Raw genomic sequence first — 17127 nt, forward strand, 5'->3', positions numbered from 1 at the left:
GTTCATCGTCAGTGCTGGGCGGTCATACGGGGGTTGCCGTACTCGTCGAGCACCCGAACGGGCGGAGCGTTCTGCGAGGCGACATACAGCTGCGACGCCTCCAGATGGGCCCGCATCAACTGTCCGGCCTGGTCGGCGTCGCCCGCCTCGATGGCAGCCACGATGGAGTCGTGCGCCCGCAGGACCGCGCGACGCAGGTCCACCGTGGGGTAGCTTTCCTCCTCGGCCGCCTGCCGGGCCCAGCCCCGTTCCTGAATGCTCCAGACGCTCTCCAGCATCCCGACGAGGATCCGCAGCGTCTGGTTACCGGCCGCGTCGACCAACTCCTCGTGGAACTTGCCGGCCGCGCCGGTGAACGCCGGTCCGTCCGCCACAACCTGCAAGGCTTCGTCGCCGAGCTGCCGGAGCCGGGCGCCGACGGCGGCGTGGTCCTCGCGAAGCGCCGCATGCTCGGCGCACAGCGGCTCCAGCAGGTTACGGGCGGCCGCCAGGTCCGCCATGGGCAGCGCGCGCGAGTGCATCAGCAGTCCCATGTGATATGCGGCGGAGTCCAGCGTCGGGCTCTTGATGACGGTGCCGCCGCGCTTCCCGCGGCGGACGGTCACCAGCCCTTCCGTCTCCAGGATGCGGAACGCCTCACGGAGGCTCGGACGGCTGACCGGATAGCTCTGGAGCAGCACCGGTTCCGTTGGCAGCTCCGATCCGTCGACGAGATCGCCTTCCATGATGCGCAGCCGCAGCTGAGCCGCCATCGCCTCGGCCACCCTGGGTGTCCGCAACGGTACCCGGCGAGGGCGCGCGGGATTCTCGGGTTCGGGCATTACAGCGTTTCACCGCCATCGACAAAGATCGTCTGGCCGGTGATGAACGAGGCAAGATCGCCCGCCAGATGCACGGCCAAGGCCCCCAACTCCGCGGCGTCGCCCGTGCGTCGCATCGGGATGCGCTCCTTGAGCCAGGCCTGGCCTTCGGGACTGTCGTGCAGGGCCTGGGTCATGCTGGTGCGGAAATGCCCCGGTGCGATGGCGTTCACCGTGATACCGAACGCCGCCCACTCTTTGGCGAGCGCTCGCGTGAGCTGCCCCATGGCGCCCTTGGCAACCTGGTAGCTCACGGTCAAGTTGGCCGATCTGGCGACACTGCTCGACGCAATGTTGATCACCCGGCCTCGCCCCTGCTCCAGCATTCCCGGCACGAATGACCTGATCAGATGGAGCGATCCGCGGACGTGCGTGTCCAGCACCGAGTCCCATTCCTCGTCGGACATGGCGACATCGGCCGGCCCGGATCCCGGCTGTCCGACCTTCTGGCCGGACGACTCGTCCACCGGCAGCGCAACGACCGGCTTCTTGACCAGATTACCGGCGTTGTTCACGAGGATATCGATGACCTTGACATCATTGAGCACGGCGTCCCGGAGGCGATCCAGGTCACCAGGTTGGCGAATGTCCGCCGGAAAGGCAAGCGCCCGGCCGCCCGCGGCATCGATCTGCGCCACGAGGCTGTCGAGCTCTTCGGCCTTGCGGGAAACGACGCACACCACGGCGCCCGCCTCCGCCAAGGATGCCGCGATCGCGCGCCCCAGTCCGCGGCCGGCCCCGGACACGAGGGCAGAGCGTCCGGAGAGTGAGCCCACGACGTGGGTGGCTGTCATAGTCCGCCTTTCGGAAGTCCGAGCGTTCGCTCCGCGATGATGTTCCGTTGTACCTCAGACGTGCCGCCATAGATCGTGGCGCCCAGCGACTCGAGCCGTTCATCGAAGAGCGCCGGGTCGTCGAATGCCCGCTCGCCGGCCACTTCCAGCGACAGCAGGGCCGCGCGCTGCACCGACTCGGAGCCGAGCAGCTTGAGGATCGACGCCGCGGGGGATGGCAGGTCCGCGAACCGCTGGGCAGCCGTACGCAAGCCGGTCAGACGGACGCTCTCCGCGTCCGCCAGCGCCCGGCCGAGCTTGACGAGCTGGTGCTGAGCCAGGTGGGGGGCCCGCAGCGTGGGACCCAGAGCCCGGCTGGTCTCCAGCCACGTGTTGATCCAGATCATGTCCCGCTCGTGCTCGAGGCTCGACATGGCCACCGTCCAGCCGCCGTTGAGCGGCCCGAGCAGTGCATCCTCCGGCACCTGCACGTCGTCGAGGAAGACCTCGCAGAAGGACTCGACCGCGGGGCCGGCGGTGCGGATCGGGCGGACCACCACCCCGGGGCTTCGCAGGTCGAGGATCAGGCACGAGATGCCGTGGTGCGGCTTGCCGCCGGTGGCGGTGCGGACGTAGAGCGTGCACCACCGCGCCTCGTCCCCCTGCGTCGTCCAGATCTTCTGGCCGTTGACCGTGAACACCCCGTCGGCGAGGGTCGCCGTCGTCCGCAGCGAGGCCAGGTCCGAGCCGGCACCGGGCTCGGACATGCCGAGGGCCCACCATTCGTCGCCGCGGGCGGCCGGGCGCAGGAGGCGGTCCCGCTGAGCGGCGGTCCCGAAGGCCCGGATGGCCGGTGCCGCGACCCCGACGCCCTGGATGTTCATGAACCGGGGAACCCGGCGGCGCGCGCCGACAAGCTTGACGGCCAAGGCGTCGGCGCCATTCAGGTCGCGTCCGCCCTCGGGCCGGCTCCACTCGGGGATCAGCCAGCCCTCGTCGAACGCGGCCGCCTGATAGGCCTTCCGAAGCTCGGCATCGGTGCGGTACCGCTGATAGTCCTCGACGTAGTCGGCCGGCAGGAAGTCGTCGAGGAACGCGTCGAACATCGCGCCCAGGTCCGTCATCGAGCTTCCCGCCTTTCGATCCGTGCCGCCGCCATGAACAGGTCGTCGGGTGCGCCGAGCAGGCCGGCGCTCTGATGGGCGCGGCGCAGGAACAGGTGGCAGTCCGCCTCGAAGGTCACGCCCATGGCGCCCATCAACTGCGTGAACCGGGCCGCGACCTGGACGGCCGCCTCGGCCGCCACCGCGTTGGCCAGCAGGCAGTCGCGTGTGGGTATGTCGTCGGGGACGCCCGGTACGAGGCTCAGGGCCGCGCCGAACGTGAGGCTACGAGCCTTCTCGACCGACACGTAGGCGTCCGCGAGCTGGTGCTTGACCGCCTGGAACGCTCCGATCGCCCGACCGAACTGCTTGCGCTGCAGCACGTGCGCGATGGCCGCATCCAGGGCGCCCGCGGCGGTACCGACCAGGTCGGCGGCGAGGCAGGCACGAGCGCTCGCCATGATCCGTTCCAGGTCGTCGAGCGCGAGCGCGCGGGATTCGACGGCGGCCGCACCCCGCAACCGCAGTGCCGGGACGGGCCGGGAAGGATCGATCACCGTCGCGCGCTCGAGCAGCTCGACCCCGTCCGTGTCCGGGTCGACCACGGCGATCCAGGCGCGGTCCGGCCCTTTCACGATCAAGGTGAGGGCGGCGGCGTCGAGACCACCGAACACGTGCGCCCGGTCAACGAAGCACCGGCCGTCCTCGACGGTGCCCTCGGCGGTGGCGAAGCCCGCGGGCGACTGCCGGAGCTCCTCGCGGTGCACCCCGGCCGCGATCTGCGTCTGGGACGCCAGCACCGCCGCCAGGAGGGGTGCCGTCAACAGGCTGCGTCCGGCCTCCTCGAGCATGACGACCAGGTCGATCATCCGGCCGAGCCCGCCGAGGGCCTCGGGAACGCCGATGTCCAGGTAGCCGCCCTTCACCAGGGTCGCCCACCCGTCGGGCGCGAGAGCGGCGCCGTCGATGGCGGCACGCATGTCCGCCGGACCGTTGAGCGATCGGAACTGAGCGCCGGCCGCCTGGGCGAGGGCCCGCGCGTCCTCGTCCGGGGCGAGAAGATACCAGTCCGCCATCGTATTCCGGGAGCTCCTCAGCGTCATACGGTCTCCGACGTTCGCGATGCTACCCGAGTCCACCCCATTGCAGTTATATGATTTAGATGTTTAACCCCTCACACCCCGCCACCGGGTACCGGCGTGCCGGATTCCGTACCCCAGGTCGACCCGGACCGCGCACTGCGGAGCATCGTCCACAAAGGACGATCATCCCGCCGAACCTCTCCCCGATACCCCCGCAAATCGGCCACCGCGGCCGCCGCACCACCGCCGTGTTACCGAATTGTTACCGCGGACAACAAACTTAAATCAATCGGTGACCTTGCGCGATGATCCACCCGGGGAATACGTTGCCGGACACAACAAAACTGAGCCGCTTCAATTTGGGCGGCCCGGACCGCGTCCGCGGCTCCTCGCGGTCCGTCTTGTGCAAGGAGTGAGATGAGACCACCTCCACGACTGCGCCCGCTGCTGACCGCCGACACGGCGCCGGCCTGCGTCACTGGTTTGGCGCTCACGTCGGCCGCCACCGCCGGCGGCCAAAGGAGTCCTTCGTGAAACGCCGATCCACCACGTCGCGGCGCCGGCGCGTCGCGGCTGCCGCGGCCGTGCTCGCACTGAACCTGATGATCATGACGCACGCCGGACCGGCCGCCGCCGATGCGGACAAGACTCGCCCCGCCGCCGAACGTGCGGTGGTCTCGGGCCAGGCGCGGTTCGAGGTCCTCTCGCCCACCCTGATCCGGACCGAGTACGCCGGGGACGGAAAGTTCCTGGACGCGGCGACCTTCAACGCCATCGGCAGGGACTCGTTCAACCGGACCAACTTCAAGACCAGGACCACCGACGGCTGGCTGACCATCACCACCGATGCGGTTACCCTCCGCTACAAGGTGGGATCCGGGCCGTTCAACCCCACCAATCTGGTCGTCACAAGGCAAGCGTCCGGCAACACGGTCACGGCCGCCCCGTGGACCGGCGCGCCGGTGTGTGAGATCGGAACCCGCTGCGAGGTCGAGAGTCTCGACCTGTCCGGGGCGACAGTGGCCACCGATCACAAGAGCTACACCGGAACAGGTTTCGCGGCGGGATTCGCGAACGACGGCGACTCGGTGACGTTCGCGACCACGGTCCAGACCGCGGGCGCCTACGACTTCGACGTGCGCTACGCCAACAGCACGGGTGGCGACGGACTGAACACCGTCCGTACGATGAGCGTTGCGGTCGACGGGGGAGCGCCGGCGACCGTGTCGCTGCCGCCCACGGGTAACTGGGACACCTGGGCCGTCGCAACGGCTTCGGTGAACCTGACCGCCGGCCGGCACACCATCGCCTTCACCCGGGCGCCAGGGAACTCCGGCCACATCAACGTCGACAACATCGCGCTGGTCAAGCCCGGCGACCCCTACCCCGGGGTCACCCCACCGACCGCGTCGCCGTGCGGCTTCGCAAAGATCTGCGAGGCGGAGTCGGGGGCGCTCAGCGGTGGCGGCAGGCTCGCGACCGACCACAACGGCTACTCCGGCAAGGGATTCGCCGCCGGGCTGGAGAAGGCCGGCGGCGCCGCTGCCTACACGGTGACCGACGTGCCGTCCGACGGCACCTACGCCCTGCAGGTGCGCTACGCCAACTACCTGGCCGGTTCCCAGCCGCTGCAGTCCAGGACGATGAGCGTGACGGTCGGCGACGCCCCGGCCAGCACCCTCACCCTGGCACCGACCAGCAGCTGGAACGCCTGGCGCACCGTGTCCACGCCGGTCAAGCTGTCCAAAGGCACCAACCAGGTCACCCTCGGCTGCCCGACCGCCACCAGCTGCAACGTCAACCTGGACACCGTCGCGTTCACCGGCACCACATCGGCGCTGCTGGACCCGCACGCACCGCTGGGCGGCTACCGGCGCGCCCTGGACGGGGTCAATGGGGGCGCCCTGACCTCGCCCGGCCTGCTGTACCAGGACGGCTGGTCGCTGCTGGACGACACGGCATCGGCGGTTTTCGATCAGAAGACCAGGGGCGTGACGCCGCGTAAGACAACCGATGGCAAGCCGTACCAGGATGGGTACGTCTTCGCCTACGGCAAGGACTACCAGCGGGGCCTGCAGGACCTGGCCACGCTGACCGGGCCGCCGAAACTGCTGCCGCGCTGGGCTTACGGTGTTTGGTACTCGGAGTACTACAACCGCACGGCGGCCGATTTCCAGAACACCATCGTGCCTCGGTTCCGCGCCGAGAAGGTACCGCTGGATGTGCTGGTTGTCGACACCGACTTCAAGTCGCCGAACCTGTGGAACGGGTGGGAAATCGACACCGCCAAGTTCCCCGATCCCGCGGCGTTCTTCGCCTGGGCGCACGCCCAGGGGCTGTACACGTCGGTGAACCTGCATCCGAGCATCCTGGCCTCGGACCCGCAGTTCGCCCGGGCGCAGGAGATCGCCAAGGGCAAGCTGAAGCCCGGCGGCTGCGGCGGTGGCGGCAAGGACTGCTACGTCTTCGATTTCGGCGATCCGGACCAGCTCAACGCATACCTGTCCCTGCATGATCAGATCCGTGCCGCCGGCAACGATCTGTGGTGGCTGGACTGGTGCTGCGACCAGACTCGGTCCTCCCTCGCCGGCGTGACCGGCGATGCCTGGATCAACCAGAAGTACGCCGACTACACCAGCCAGAGCCTGCCGCGTGGTTTCGCGTTCTCCCGGGCCTACGGTTCGCTGCAGGCCGGCGGCTACAGCAACCCGGTCCCGGTGGCCACCGGCCCGTGGGCGGACAAGCGCACCACGCTGCACTTCACCGGGGACACCACCTCGAACTGGCAGACCCTGGCCTTCGAGGTCGCCTATACACCGGGCGAGTCGGTGGCGACCGGCATGGCTTCCGTCAGCCACGACATCGGCGGTCACACCGGTGGAGCGACGAGCCCTGGCAGCGAGCCGGGTTCGAACAAGCTGGCCGACGATCTGTACGCGCGTTGGGTGCAGTTCGGCACGTTCCAGCCGATCGACCGGTTGCACTCCAACCATGGTGACCGGTTGCCGTGGCAGTACGGCGCGGAGGCCAACAAGTCCGCGAACAAGTTCCTGAACCTGCGCGAGAACCTGATCCCGTACACCTACACCCTGGCGCAGCAGTCGAGCGTCACCGGGATGCCGATCGTGCGGCCGCTCTACCTGCAGTACCCGGACCAGCAGGAGGCCTACGCCCAGGCCGATGCCGAATACCTGTACGGCCCGGACATTCTGGTGGCGCCGGTGACGACGCCGGGGAACAGCGCCACCACCACGGTGTGGTTCCCCAGCGGCAGCAGCTGGACCGACTACTTCACCGGCCGCACCTACGCCGGCGGTACTTCGGCACAGATCACCACCGACCTGTCCACCATGCCGGTGTTCGTGCGCTCCGGCGGGATCGTGACCACGCGCACCGACAACGTCGCCAACGACCAGCAGAACCCGTTGACCGCCGCGACCGTGACGGTGACCGAGGGGAATCCGGGGTCCTCGGTCCTGTACGAAGACGACGGCAACAGCGCGACGCCGGCGGCCGGCACCACCACCGAAATCTCGTACGACAGGCACAAGGTACGGATCGATCCCGTGCATGGCACGTTCGCCGGGCAGGTCACCCAGCGTACCTGGACCGTGCGGTTCACGAATGCGACCGCACCCACGGTCGTGTCGGTGAACGGCAAGCGAGTGTCGGCGGACTCGTGGAGCTGGGACCGTGACGCTCACGTCCTCACGGTCACCGCGGCGAAGCAACCGGTGAACAAGGCCCTGACCGTCAGCTACGACACCAACTGAGGTCGACCGGGCCCAGGGAGGCGGCAAGGATCGCAGGTGATCCTTGCCGCCTCCCGGCTTTTATGAGCTACGTTCACGTTCAGGACCTTGTTGGAACGTGCGGGGAACGCCATAATCTGCCAGCGCAGGCATCGATCCTTGCTGCACGTCCCCTTGCTTCCCTTCCTGACGAGGTACTACGCGTGGGCAGACATCCCCTCCCCGGCCGCACCGTTCTGGCTGTCGCCACCGTGGCCGCGGGCGCGGCGCTATTCACGGGCGCCGCGCCGGCGCTGGCCGCCGACCTGCCGGTCCTGTACGTCAACAACGACGTGGCCGCCAACTGCTCCGACGGCGGCTCGGGCACGCAGGCCCAGCCGTACTGCACGCTCGGCACCGCGGTCGCCGCGGTCTCGGCCGGCCAGACGATCGCGATCGCCGGTGCCTACAACGAGCACATCACCATCGACAAGTCCGGCGAGCCGGGGCGGCCGATCACGCTGCAGCGCTACACGGCCCCCGGCGCGGCCGTCTCACGGCTGGCCGGCGGCCCCGACGTCGGATTCACCATCGACGGCCAGCACGACATCGTGATCAGCGGCGTCTGGGTCATCAACGCCGTGACCGGGCCCGCGTTCGACATCCGCAACTCCTCGCGCATCACCGTGGAGAACCTCCTGGCGCAACTCGGGACCACGGCGGCGCTCCCCGGCGTGAAGCTGACCGGCGTGACCGACTCGGCGCTGACCACGCTCCGGGCCTCGGGCCGGGCGATGACCACCGGCATCGCGCTCGACGCGGCCACCTCCGGCGTCGTCGTCACGGGGCCCGTCATCACCAACGGCGCCCGTGCCGTCGAGGTGCTCGGCGCGCGCAACACGATCCTCAACGGTACCTTCGGCAACAACACGATCGCCGGGATCAGCATCGGGGCCGGGGCGACCGGCACTGTCGTGGCGAACAACAGCATGGACTTCGGCTGGGGCGTCGGCATCGACAACACGGGCGCCACCGGCACGGCGATCACGAACAACACGATCACCAACCACTGCGCCGGGGGCATCCGGGTCGCCGGGGCCTCCTCGGGCGTGTCCGTGCAGAACAACGTCACCGCCCAGAACGTGCCCTGGTCGAACAAGGAGCAATGCGACCAGGCGATCCAGGGCGCGGTCGAGATCGGTGCCGGGTCCGGCACGGTCGTCGACTACAACACCACCTTCCACGGCGGGAACGGGATGCCGAACGCGTACGCATGGAACGGCACGCCGCTGAGCCTGACCGCCTTCCGGGCCGCGTCCGGCCAGAGCGCGCACGACATCGAGACCGCGCTGAGCGACGTCAACGAGGACTCGGCGAACTCGGCGGCGCCGGGCTGGCAGAGCACGGACTCCAGCGGCAACAAGCGCGAGGACAACCCGAACAAGCCCAACACCGGCGCGGGCCCGGTCCCCTACGCCGACCGCGGCGCCACGGAGTCGGTCCAGGGCCCGCTCGCGGCGCTCCAGCTGCGACCCGACCACGCCGCGAACTCGATCGTCGCGGACGCGAGCGGCTCGACGCCCGGGTTCTCGCCCATCGTCACCTACTCGTTCGACTGGGGCGACAGCACCACGACGACCCAGTCGACGGCGGTCGTCACGCACCACTACGCCCAGCCCGGCACGTACACCGTGGTCCTGACGGTCACCGACGCCAACGGGCACAAGTGGCTCGCCAACCGGTCGGCGTCGCTCTGGCCGACGGTCCGCACGATCGCCCTGCTGGCGCACGAGAACAACCGCTACGTCACCAGCGGCGCCGAGGGGTACAACTGGCTCAACAGCAGCGTCTACTCCTGGTCGATCGGCGCCCCCGAGCTGTTCGACGTGGTCGAGCCCGGCAACGGGCACGTGGCGCTGCGCTCGCGGCTCAACGGCACGTATTTCGCCGTCAACTGGGGCACGGATCCCCTGCTCGCGGCGGGCGACCCCGTTACGGACGACATGGCCCTGTTCGACCTGACCACCGACGCCGACGGCAACATCAGCCTCTGGTCGGTGGGTAAGAAGGCGTACGTCAGCAGCAACAGCGGCACGAACCAGGTGCTCACCGCGGACCGCACGGCGATCGGGCCGTGGGAGCGGTTCGGCGTGGTCGACCAGGCCAACGCCACGGTGACGCTGAAGGCTCACGCCAACGCCAAGTACGTCACCGCGGACAACGGCGGCAACTCACCACTGATCGCCAACCGCACGACCCCCGGCCAATGGGAGACCTTCGACCTCGTCGACGCCGGCAACGGCTACGTCGCCCTCTACTCGCACGCCAACGGCAAGTACGTCACCGCGGACAACGGCGGCAACTCACCACTCATCGCCAACCGCACAGCCGTCGGAGCCTGGGAGAAGTTCAAGATCACCAAGAACGCCGACGGCAGCACCAGCCTGCAGGCCAACGCGAACGGCAAATACGTCACCGCGGACAACGCCGGCAACTCGGCCCTGATCGCCAACCGCACCGCGATCGGCAGCTGGGAGGAGTTCAACTAAACGCGCAGTACGAGGACACCTGGCCCACTCGGGCCAGGCGTTTTCGCGCTCAGCCCCTCTGGAAGACCAGCGCCGCGCCGATCCAGGTCTGCGCGACGGTCAGGGCGGCCAGATCCGCCGGCTCGGTCTCCAACGGGTCCGCGGCCAGGATGACGAAGTCGGCGAACTTGCCCACCTCGAGCGAGCCGACCCGGTCCTCCCAGCCGATCGAGAACGCCGACCACTCGGTGTACATCCGCAGCGCCTCCTCGACCGTGACCGCCTCCTGGGCATCCAGTTCGGCGCCGTCGTTGGTGTGCCGGGTGACCGCGGCCTGCATCGCCGGGAACGGGTCGTGCTGGTCGTCGGTGATGCCGATCGCGTCGGAGTTGCCCGGGATCGGCAAGCCGTGGTCGATCAGCGTGCGGAACGGCATCACGGTCCCGATCCGGTCGCTGCCCAGGTGCGCGACGTATCCGGCCGCGGTGGTCCGGATGAAGGCCGGCTGCGGCACGGGGACGACTCCGGAGGATGCCAGCCGCTTGATCCGTTCGTTGGTCATGAACATGTTGCCCGCATGCTCGATGCGGTGCCGGGCGACGCCGTGGCGCCCGGCCGGCAGGGCCAGCGCGCCGTCGATGGCCTGGTCCAGGGCACGGTCGCCGATCGCGTGCATGGCGATCTGCAGCCCGGCGGCATCGGCGGTGGCGACCAGGGCGGCGACCTGCTCGTCGATGAACGCGAGCTCGCCGCGGTAGCCGGGCTGGCCGGGGTAGTCCTCGTGGAGGGCTGCCGCCCCTGCGGTGAGCCCGCCGTCGAGGAAGACCTTGAAACCGACCATCGCGAGATGGTCGGGGTCGAGGGCGTCGATCCGGTCCTTGGTACGGCCGGTGCGCACGTCCTCGGCCGACACCACGGCCTGAAGCTTCGGGTACAGCGCGGCGCGCAGCACCAGGTCACCGTCGGCGGCAAGCGAGCAGATCGCTTCCAGCCCGGCACGGTGCAGGGGGATGTCGCCGACCGTGGTGACGCCGACGGAGAGGTACCGGTCCTGCACTCGCTTGATCGCCGCCGCGAGCTCCGGGACCGTCGGCTGCGGGCCGCCCAGCGGCTCGAACATGTCGTAGGTGCGGCCGGTGGCGACGCCGGTGGCCGGGTCGCGCTCGATCCGGCCGCCGGGCGCGTCCGGAGTGTCGTCGTCGACCCCCAGCAGCTCCAGGCCCAGCGAGTTGAAGACGTTGAGGTGGTAGCTCGCCCGGTACATCACCGGATGGGTGGTGCTGACCCGGTCCAGGTCGTGCCGATCGGGATAGCGCCCCTCGGTGAGCTTGAGATTCTGGTAGTGCTCCCCCTGACCGAGGATCCACTCACCGGCGATCGTGGAGCCGGCGCGCTGCGCGAGCACGGAGACGATCTCCTCGATGCTCGATACCCGCGACGAGCGGCAGTCAACGGCGAGCTCCCAGGCGTAGGCGAGCAGCTCCAGGTGGGAGTGGCAGTCAACCAGCCCGGGGATCACCGTCGCGCCGGCCAGGTCGACGATCCGCGCCTCTGCGGCCCCGGCGAGAATCTCCTCCGTCGTCCCGATCGCCGCGATCCGGCCGTCCTCGGCGCGAAACGCCTCCGCGACGGTTCCGGCCCGGTCCATGGTGCGGACCCGGCCACCGACGAAGCACACCGTCTCCATTGGCACTGCTCTACCTCTTTCTGGGCATGGTTGTGAAGCCGCCGTCGCGGGTGAGGCCGGCGGTGGCGGGTCAGCAGGTGATCAGCGGACGGCAGGCATCTGCACGGTCTTGGTTTCCAGGTACTCCTCGACGCCGAGCCGCCCCCGCTCCCGTCCGAGGCCACTGCCGCGCATGCCACCGAACGGCAGGGCCGGCTCGCTGACCAGCGCGGTGTTGACGCCGACCGAGCCGGCCTTGAGCTTGCGGGCAACCGCGGTCGCGGCGGCCTGGTCACCGCCGAACACGTACGCCGCCAGGCCGTACTCGGTCGCATTGGCCAACCGGACAGCCTCGTCGACGTCGGCGCAGCGGATGACGCTGAGCACCGGACCGAAGAACTCCTCACCGAGTACGGCCGGCTGGTTCTGCCCCTCGGCCGTCAGCAGTGTCGGCGCCAGGAACGCGCTCACCTCGTTCTCGGCGGTCCTGGCACCGCCCGCGACGACGGTCGCACCGCCCGCCACGGCCTGGGCCAGCTGCGCCTCGATCCGTCTCACGGCCGCATGGTCGATGAGCGGGCCCATCGTGGTCGCCGGGTCGCGCGGGTCGCCGAGGACGATCTGGTCGACCGCCGCGGTGAGTTCGGCGACCAGATCGCCGGCCTTCGAGTCGACGACGTACACCCGATTGGCGGCCATGCACGCCTGCCCGGAGTTGAGGAACCGGGCCCGGACCAGGTCACGCGCGGTCCGGGCGACGTCCGCGTCGGGGAGTACCACCGCGGCTGCGTTGCCGCCCAGTTCGAGCAGGACCCGCTTGATCGACGATGCGGCCTTGCGCATGACGAGCTCGCCCACCTTGCGCGACCCGGTGAGGCTGATGCACGCGACCTCGGGGGCGTCCAGCAAGGCGTCGCTGACCCGCTGCGGATCGCCGGCGACGACGACGTTCAGGACACCGGGCGGCAGACCCGCCTCCCCGAAGCAGCGGGCGATGGCCAGCGCGGTGAGCGGCGTCTGCGGGGCCGGCTTCAGCACGACCGTGCAGCCGGCCGCGAGCGCGGCGCCGACCTTGCAGGCCACCATGAACGCCGGGAAGTTCCACGGCGTGATCGCGAGGACAACCCCGATCGGCTCGTGCAGCACCAGGGCGTCGCGTCCGGGCGCGACGTCGGCCCAGGCCTCGCCGGGAAGACGCAGCGTCTCGTGGCTGAACCACTCGAAGAAGCGGACCGTGTTGCGGGCCTCGCCGACCGCCTCGGCCAGCGGCTTGCCGGTCTCGGCACTGATGAGCTCACCGAGAGCCTCGACCCGCTCCCCCAGCAGGTCGGTCGCACGGCTGAGGACCTCGAAGCGCTGCCAGCCGGTCGCCGACGACCACCCGTCGAGGGCGGCTGCCGCCGCGGCGACCGCCGCGGCGGCCTGGTCGGCGTCGGCGTCGCCGACCGCGCAGATCGTGGCCCCGGTGGCCGGGTCGTGGACCGCGAACGTGTCCGGGGAGGTAGCCACCCAGCTGCCGTCGATCCACGAGCCCGGACTGTCACCCACGAGCCGTGCGACCAGATCGGCCGGCCGGCTGCTCATCGCGCGTCCCCGGCACCGCAGGCGGCGTATTCGGCCTCGGCGAGCTCACCGGTCCACTCGACGTCACCGAAGTGCAGCACCAGCTGGACCAGCTGGGCGGACGCGGTGGCACCGTGCCAGTGCTCAACCCCGGGCTCGGTCCAGACGACGTCGCCCGGGCGCATCACCACCACCTCGCCGCCGCGCTCCTGGATCCAGCCCTCGCCGGAGACGGTGTAGAGCATCTGGCCGCCCGGGTGCCGGTGCCAGTGCGTGCGCGACCCGGGCGCGAAGAACATGTTGAGGGCGCGGGTCCCGCCGCCGGCCAGGACGATGTCCGACCAGACCTGTCCGGTCGTGGTCGCCGGCCGCATGGCCGACACCCGGTCCGCCGCAATACCTCGTCCGATGATCATCGTGCTCCTCCGGTTCGTGGGGTCGGGGTCAGTCGGTGCTACGGCGGACGTCGCTCAGCACGCGGTTGCTCGCGTTGTAGCCGGTGACGCCGCTCATGAAGTTGCCCGGCCAGTTGCCGACCCCGGTCAGGTAGAGCCCCTCGACCGGGGTCCGGTAGTCGGCGCAGCCCGGGATCGGGCGCGAGTCGAAGATGTGCCCGGGCACGATGTCGCCGTGGGCACCGTTGCCCTCGACAAGGGCGAATTCGCGCTCGAGGTCCAGCGGCGAGTAGACGTGCACGCCGGCCAGGATCTCGGACAGGTTCGGGATGTGCTCCTCCAACGTGCTGACCACGGCCTTGCCCAGGTCGTCGCGTTGCTCGTCCCAGGTGCCCTCGGCCAGGTGATACGGAACTCCTCGAACGCTGAGGCTCATGAAGTGGCATCCCGGTGGGGTCAGCGAGGGGTCGTGCGCCGAGTCGACCATCGCGGTGACGGTGGGCCGCTTGCTCCAGCGCCCGAGCACCGCCTCGTTGTAGGCGTTCTGGAGCACGTCGATGCTGGCCGCTATCCGGAAGTTGGTGCCGAGGAAGAGACGGTTCTCCTCCTCGTCCTGCGCGGCGGCGAACCGTGGGGTGCCCTCGAGCGCGAGGTGGACCTTGGCGGAGGTGCCCTTCATGCTGACCGCCTTGGCGAGGTCGTACAGGTCCTCCCCGATGTCCTCGGGTCCGACCAGCTTGGTCAGGGTCAGCTTCGGGTTCGCGTTGGAGACGACCCGGGGTGCGCGGAACTCGCGCCCGTCGCTGAGGACGACACCGACGACCCGCTGGTCCTTGCAGAGGATGCGCTCGACCTGCGCGCCGGTGAGGATCGTGGCTCCGTGGGCACGGGCGGAGGCTGCCATCGCGCCGGTCACGGCACCGATGCCGCCCAGCGGCGCGGCGTTGCGCATCATCAGCTCGTTGTCGTCGTGGCTGCCGACGCTGCGCAGCGACTCCTCCCACAGCGGCCGTTGCAGCAGCAGGTAGCCGCTGCCCGGTGTGCGCGGGCCGACGAAGTTGGTCGCGACCGCGGTGCCGGCGAAGAACGCCTGCAGCTGCGGCGACGAGAGCCGCTCCTCGAGGATGTCCGCGACCGGACCGAACATGATCGACTCGAAGTCGCGGCGCTGGCGCGGGGTGGTGAAGCGGGCGGCCACCTCGGCGAACGACGGCGGCGGGTCGTAGAAGGAGACCTTCATCTGCCGGGCCACCGAGGCGTACAGCTCGATGACCGCGGCGAAGCCGTCGAGGTCCGCGTCCCCGTGCGCGAACTGCTCCATGACCGCCCGGCGCTTGGCCCGGTCCGGCCAGGCCGGCAGTGCCCGGCCGTCCGTGAACAGGGTCAGGGATCCCAGCGGCGGGTGGGCAAAGCGGAGCCCGTGCTTCTCCAGCTCCAGCTCCGCGGCGATGCGTGGATCGAGGCTGTGGCTCGCGTTGGCCACGCTGCTGCCGCGGTAGCCCGGGAAGATCTCTTCGGTGACGCAGGTGCCACCGACGATGTCGCGCCGCTCCAGGGCGAGCACCTTCAACCCCGCCCGAGCCAGGTACCCGGTGGCCACCAGGCCGCTGTGCCCGGTCCCGACGACGATCACGTCGTACGCCTGCTCCATCCGCTTCCTTTCCGTTACGTCGCCGTTGCGGTCAGCCCAGCGGACTGATCCGGCGAGCCGAGACGCGCCATCCCGCGTCGGTGCGGGTCACGGTGTCGCGGTAGATCGCGGCGGTGACCGCCCCTCCGGCCCGCAGGGCGAGCGCCTTGCTCTGGCATTCCGCGGTGTCGTCGCCGACGCCGGCGACCACCACATTCGTGATGTGGTGACTGACCGCGGGCGTCGCGATCGCCTTGAAGGCCGCGATCACGTCATCGAGCCCGTTGGCCGTGAGACGGCCCGGGTTGTCGAAGAAGATCTCGGGCGCGAAGACCTCCCCGAGCCGGTCGTACTCATGGGCGTCGAGGAGGTAGGCGACCCGATTGAGGACTTCCTCGATCGCTCGGGCATCGGCCGGACTCACGGGCTGGTTGATCACTGAACTCCTTCAAATGTTTCCATACAGTGGAAGTCCAACTTCCGTACCATAGGATGCCCTCGGATGCGAACAGGGTCAAGCGCCACCACGGCATCCGCGAGAGCGGTCGGAAGAAGACCCCGAAGGAGACCTCGAATGACGATGCGCGAGCCGGCCCGTGCCGACCGGACCTGGGTCGACGAGGCGATCCGCCGCGTCGAGGCCGATGCCAACCGCAGTTCCGACACCCACCTGCTGCCCTTCGACCTGCCCGGCCGGCACGGCATCGACCTCTACCTGAAGGACGAGTCCTCGCACCCGACCGGAAGCCTCAAGCACCGGCTCGCCCGCTCGCTGTTCCTGTACGCGCTGTGCAACGGCTGGATCGGCCCGACCACGACGGTTGTCGAGGCCTCCAGCGGCTCGACCGCGGTGTCCGAGGCCTACTTCGCCCGCCTGCTGGACCTGCCGTTCATCGCCGTCGTCCCGGCCTCGACCAGCCCGGCCAAGCTCGAGCTGATCGAGTGGCACGGCGGGCGCTGCCAGGTGGTGGATCATCCGGGTCAGGTGTACGACGAGGCGCGGCGCCTCGCCGCCGAGCTCGGCGGCCATTACCTCGACCAGTTCACCTACGCCGAGCGGGCCACCGATTGGCGCGGCAACAACAACATCGCCGAGTCGATCTTCGAGCAGATGTCCGGCGAGGCGCAACCGGTGCCGGCCTGGATCGTCGCCAGCGCCGGCACGGGTGGAACGGCGGCGACCATCGGGCGCTACCTTCGCTACCGGCGGCACTCCACCCGGCTGCTGGTGGCGGATCCCGAGCACTCGGTCTTCCTCGACGCCTGGCGCCTCGGCGAGCGCGGGCTGCGGTCGGCCCAAGGCTCCCGGATCGAGGGGATCGGCCGGCCACGGGTCGAGCCGTCGTTCATGCCTGAGGTGATCGACGAGATGGTCCGCGTGCCGGACGCGGCGTCGGTCGCGACGATGCTGTGGACCTCGCGCCGCCTGGGCCGGCGGGTCGGGCCCTCGACCGGGACGAGCATGTGGGCGACCCTCCAGCTCATCGCCGGACTGGAGCGCAACGGCGAGCGAGGCAGCGTGGTGAGCCTGATCTGCGACGGCGGCGAACGCTACGCCTCGACGTACTACGACGCGACCTGGCGCACGGAGCAAGGCTTCAACGTGGCGCCGTACATCGCTGTGCTGGATGAGTACGAGCGGTCGGGATCACTTGCCGGCGTGATCGCGGGAAAGCCCGGCCACAGCTCTTGACAGGCTGCCGCTCGAGCCACAGCATCTCTGCAATGGAAGTCATACTTTCATTGTATGGAAGTCCAACCCGAGTGGGTTCACGCACCCAACCGGCCGCTCTGAC

The 17127-nt window shown here is 69.6% G+C and carries 12 protein-coding genes; 3 read left to right on the forward strand and 9 right to left on the reverse strand.

All coding sequences use genetic code 11. The features are described 5' to 3' along the window. Positions 1-8: 8 nt before the first annotated feature. The 4 genes from ACQPY0_RS44155 to ACQPY0_RS44170 form a co-directional block, all read right to left on the reverse strand. Entirely contained in the window at positions 9-752 is a 744-nt protein-coding gene (locus ACQPY0_RS44155) for a FadR/GntR family transcriptional regulator (RefSeq protein WP_432974900.1), read from the reverse strand. A 68-nt stretch (positions 753-820) separates the two neighbouring features. Continuing rightward, positions 821-1606, reverse strand: a complete 786-nt coding sequence (locus ACQPY0_RS44160; protein ID WP_432974902.1) for an SDR family NAD(P)-dependent oxidoreductase — start codon at positions 1604-1606, stop codon at positions 821-823. Between the two features lie 44 nt (positions 1607-1650). Beyond that, positions 1651-2757, reverse strand: a complete 1107-nt coding sequence (locus ACQPY0_RS44165) for an acyl-CoA dehydrogenase family protein (RefSeq protein WP_432974904.1) — start codon at positions 2755-2757, stop codon at positions 1651-1653. Then, positions 2754-3812, reverse strand: coding sequence for an acyl-CoA dehydrogenase family protein (locus tag ACQPY0_RS44170; RefSeq protein ID WP_432974906.1), 1059 nt, complete (start codon positions 3810-3812; stop codon positions 2754-2756). The genes ACQPY0_RS44165 and ACQPY0_RS44170 overlap by 4 nt, the downstream gene beginning before the upstream one ends. A 536-nt stretch (positions 3813-4348) precedes the next feature. On the opposite strand from ACQPY0_RS44170, the gene ACQPY0_RS44175 reads away from it, so the two are divergent. Together ACQPY0_RS44175 and ACQPY0_RS44180 are read left to right on the forward strand one after the other, a co-directional pair. Next, complete coding sequence (locus ACQPY0_RS44175) at positions 4349-7591, forward strand: TIM-barrel domain-containing protein (protein WP_432974908.1); 3243 nt, start codon at positions 4349-4351, stop codon at positions 7589-7591. Positions 7592-7773: 182 nt separating this feature from the next. Next, positions 7774-10098 (forward strand): PKD domain-containing protein, encoded by a 2325-nt coding sequence (locus tag ACQPY0_RS44180; protein ID WP_432974910.1) that lies wholly within the window; start codon positions 7774-7776, stop codon positions 10096-10098. A 49-nt stretch (positions 10099-10147) separates the two neighbouring features. On the opposite strand, the gene ACQPY0_RS44185 is transcribed toward ACQPY0_RS44180, so the two are convergent. The 5 genes from ACQPY0_RS44185 to ACQPY0_RS44205 form a co-directional block, all read right to left on the reverse strand. Further along, positions 10148-11764 (reverse strand): amidohydrolase, encoded by a 1617-nt coding sequence (locus ACQPY0_RS44185; RefSeq protein ID WP_432974912.1) that lies wholly within the window; start codon positions 11762-11764, stop codon positions 10148-10150. 81 nt (positions 11765-11845) lie between these two features. Continuing rightward, positions 11846-13327, reverse strand: coding sequence for an aldehyde dehydrogenase family protein (locus tag ACQPY0_RS44190; RefSeq protein ID WP_432974914.1), 1482 nt, complete (start codon positions 13325-13327; stop codon positions 11846-11848). Beyond that, on the reverse strand, positions 13324-13722 hold the full coding sequence (locus tag ACQPY0_RS44195) for a cupin domain-containing protein (protein ID WP_432974916.1): 399 nt from the start codon (positions 13720-13722) through the stop codon (positions 13324-13326). The genes ACQPY0_RS44190 and ACQPY0_RS44195 overlap by 4 nt, the downstream gene beginning before the upstream one ends. Before the next feature lie 28 nt (positions 13723-13750). Continuing rightward, entirely contained in the window at positions 13751-15352 is a 1602-nt protein-coding gene (locus ACQPY0_RS44200; RefSeq protein ID WP_432974918.1) for a phytoene desaturase family protein, read from the reverse strand. 31 nt (positions 15353-15383) lie between these two features. Next, complete coding sequence (locus tag ACQPY0_RS44205; protein WP_432974920.1) at positions 15384-15770, reverse strand: nuclear transport factor 2 family protein; 387 nt, start codon at positions 15768-15770, stop codon at positions 15384-15386. A 135-nt stretch (positions 15771-15905) separates the two neighbouring features. Here ACQPY0_RS44205 and ACQPY0_RS44210 point away from each other — a divergent pair, with 135 nt between their 5' ends. After that, the gene (locus tag ACQPY0_RS44210; protein ID WP_432974922.1) at positions 15906-17024 is read left to right on the forward strand and encodes a PLP-dependent cysteine synthase family protein; all 1119 of its coding nucleotides are present in this window, start codon (positions 15906-15908) and stop codon (positions 17022-17024) included. Positions 17025-17127: the final 103 nt, after the last annotated feature.

This window comes from Dactylosporangium sp. CA-233914, assembly GCF_050942935.1.
Taxonomy (GTDB): domain Bacteria; phylum Actinomycetota; class Actinomycetes; order Mycobacteriales; family Micromonosporaceae; genus Dactylosporangium.

Bases quoted from the DNA above. Each gene is read 5' to 3' on its own strand.
- ACQPY0_RS44190 (WP_432974914.1), bottom strand. From the start codon at position 13,327: ATGAGCAGCCGGCCGGCCGATCTGGTCGCACGGCTCGTGGGTGACAGT.
- ACQPY0_RS44155 (WP_432974900.1), bottom strand. From the start codon at position 752: ATGGCGGCTCAGCTGCGGCTGCGCATCATGGAAGGCGATCTCGTCGAC.
- ACQPY0_RS44165 (WP_432974904.1), bottom strand. From the start codon at position 2,757: ATGACGGACCTGGGCGCGATGTTCGACGCGTTCCTCGACGACTTCCTG.
- ACQPY0_RS44200 (WP_432974918.1), bottom strand. From the start codon at position 15,352: ATGGAGCAGGCGTACGACGTGATCGTCGTCGGGACCGGGCACAGCGGC.
- ACQPY0_RS44170 (WP_432974906.1), bottom strand. From the start codon at position 3,812: ATGGCGGACTGGTATCTTCTCGCCCCGGACGAGGACGCGCGGGCCCTC.
- ACQPY0_RS44195 (WP_432974916.1), bottom strand. From the start codon at position 13,722: ATGATCATCGGACGAGGTATTGCGGCGGACCGGGTGTCGGCCATGCGG.
- ACQPY0_RS44210 (WP_432974922.1), top strand. From the start codon at position 15,906: ATGACGATGCGCGAGCCGGCCCGTGCCGACCGGACCTGGGTCGACGAG.
- ACQPY0_RS44185 (WP_432974912.1), bottom strand. From the start codon at position 11,764: ATGGAGACGGTGTGCTTCGTCGGTGGCCGGGTCCGCACCATGGACCGG.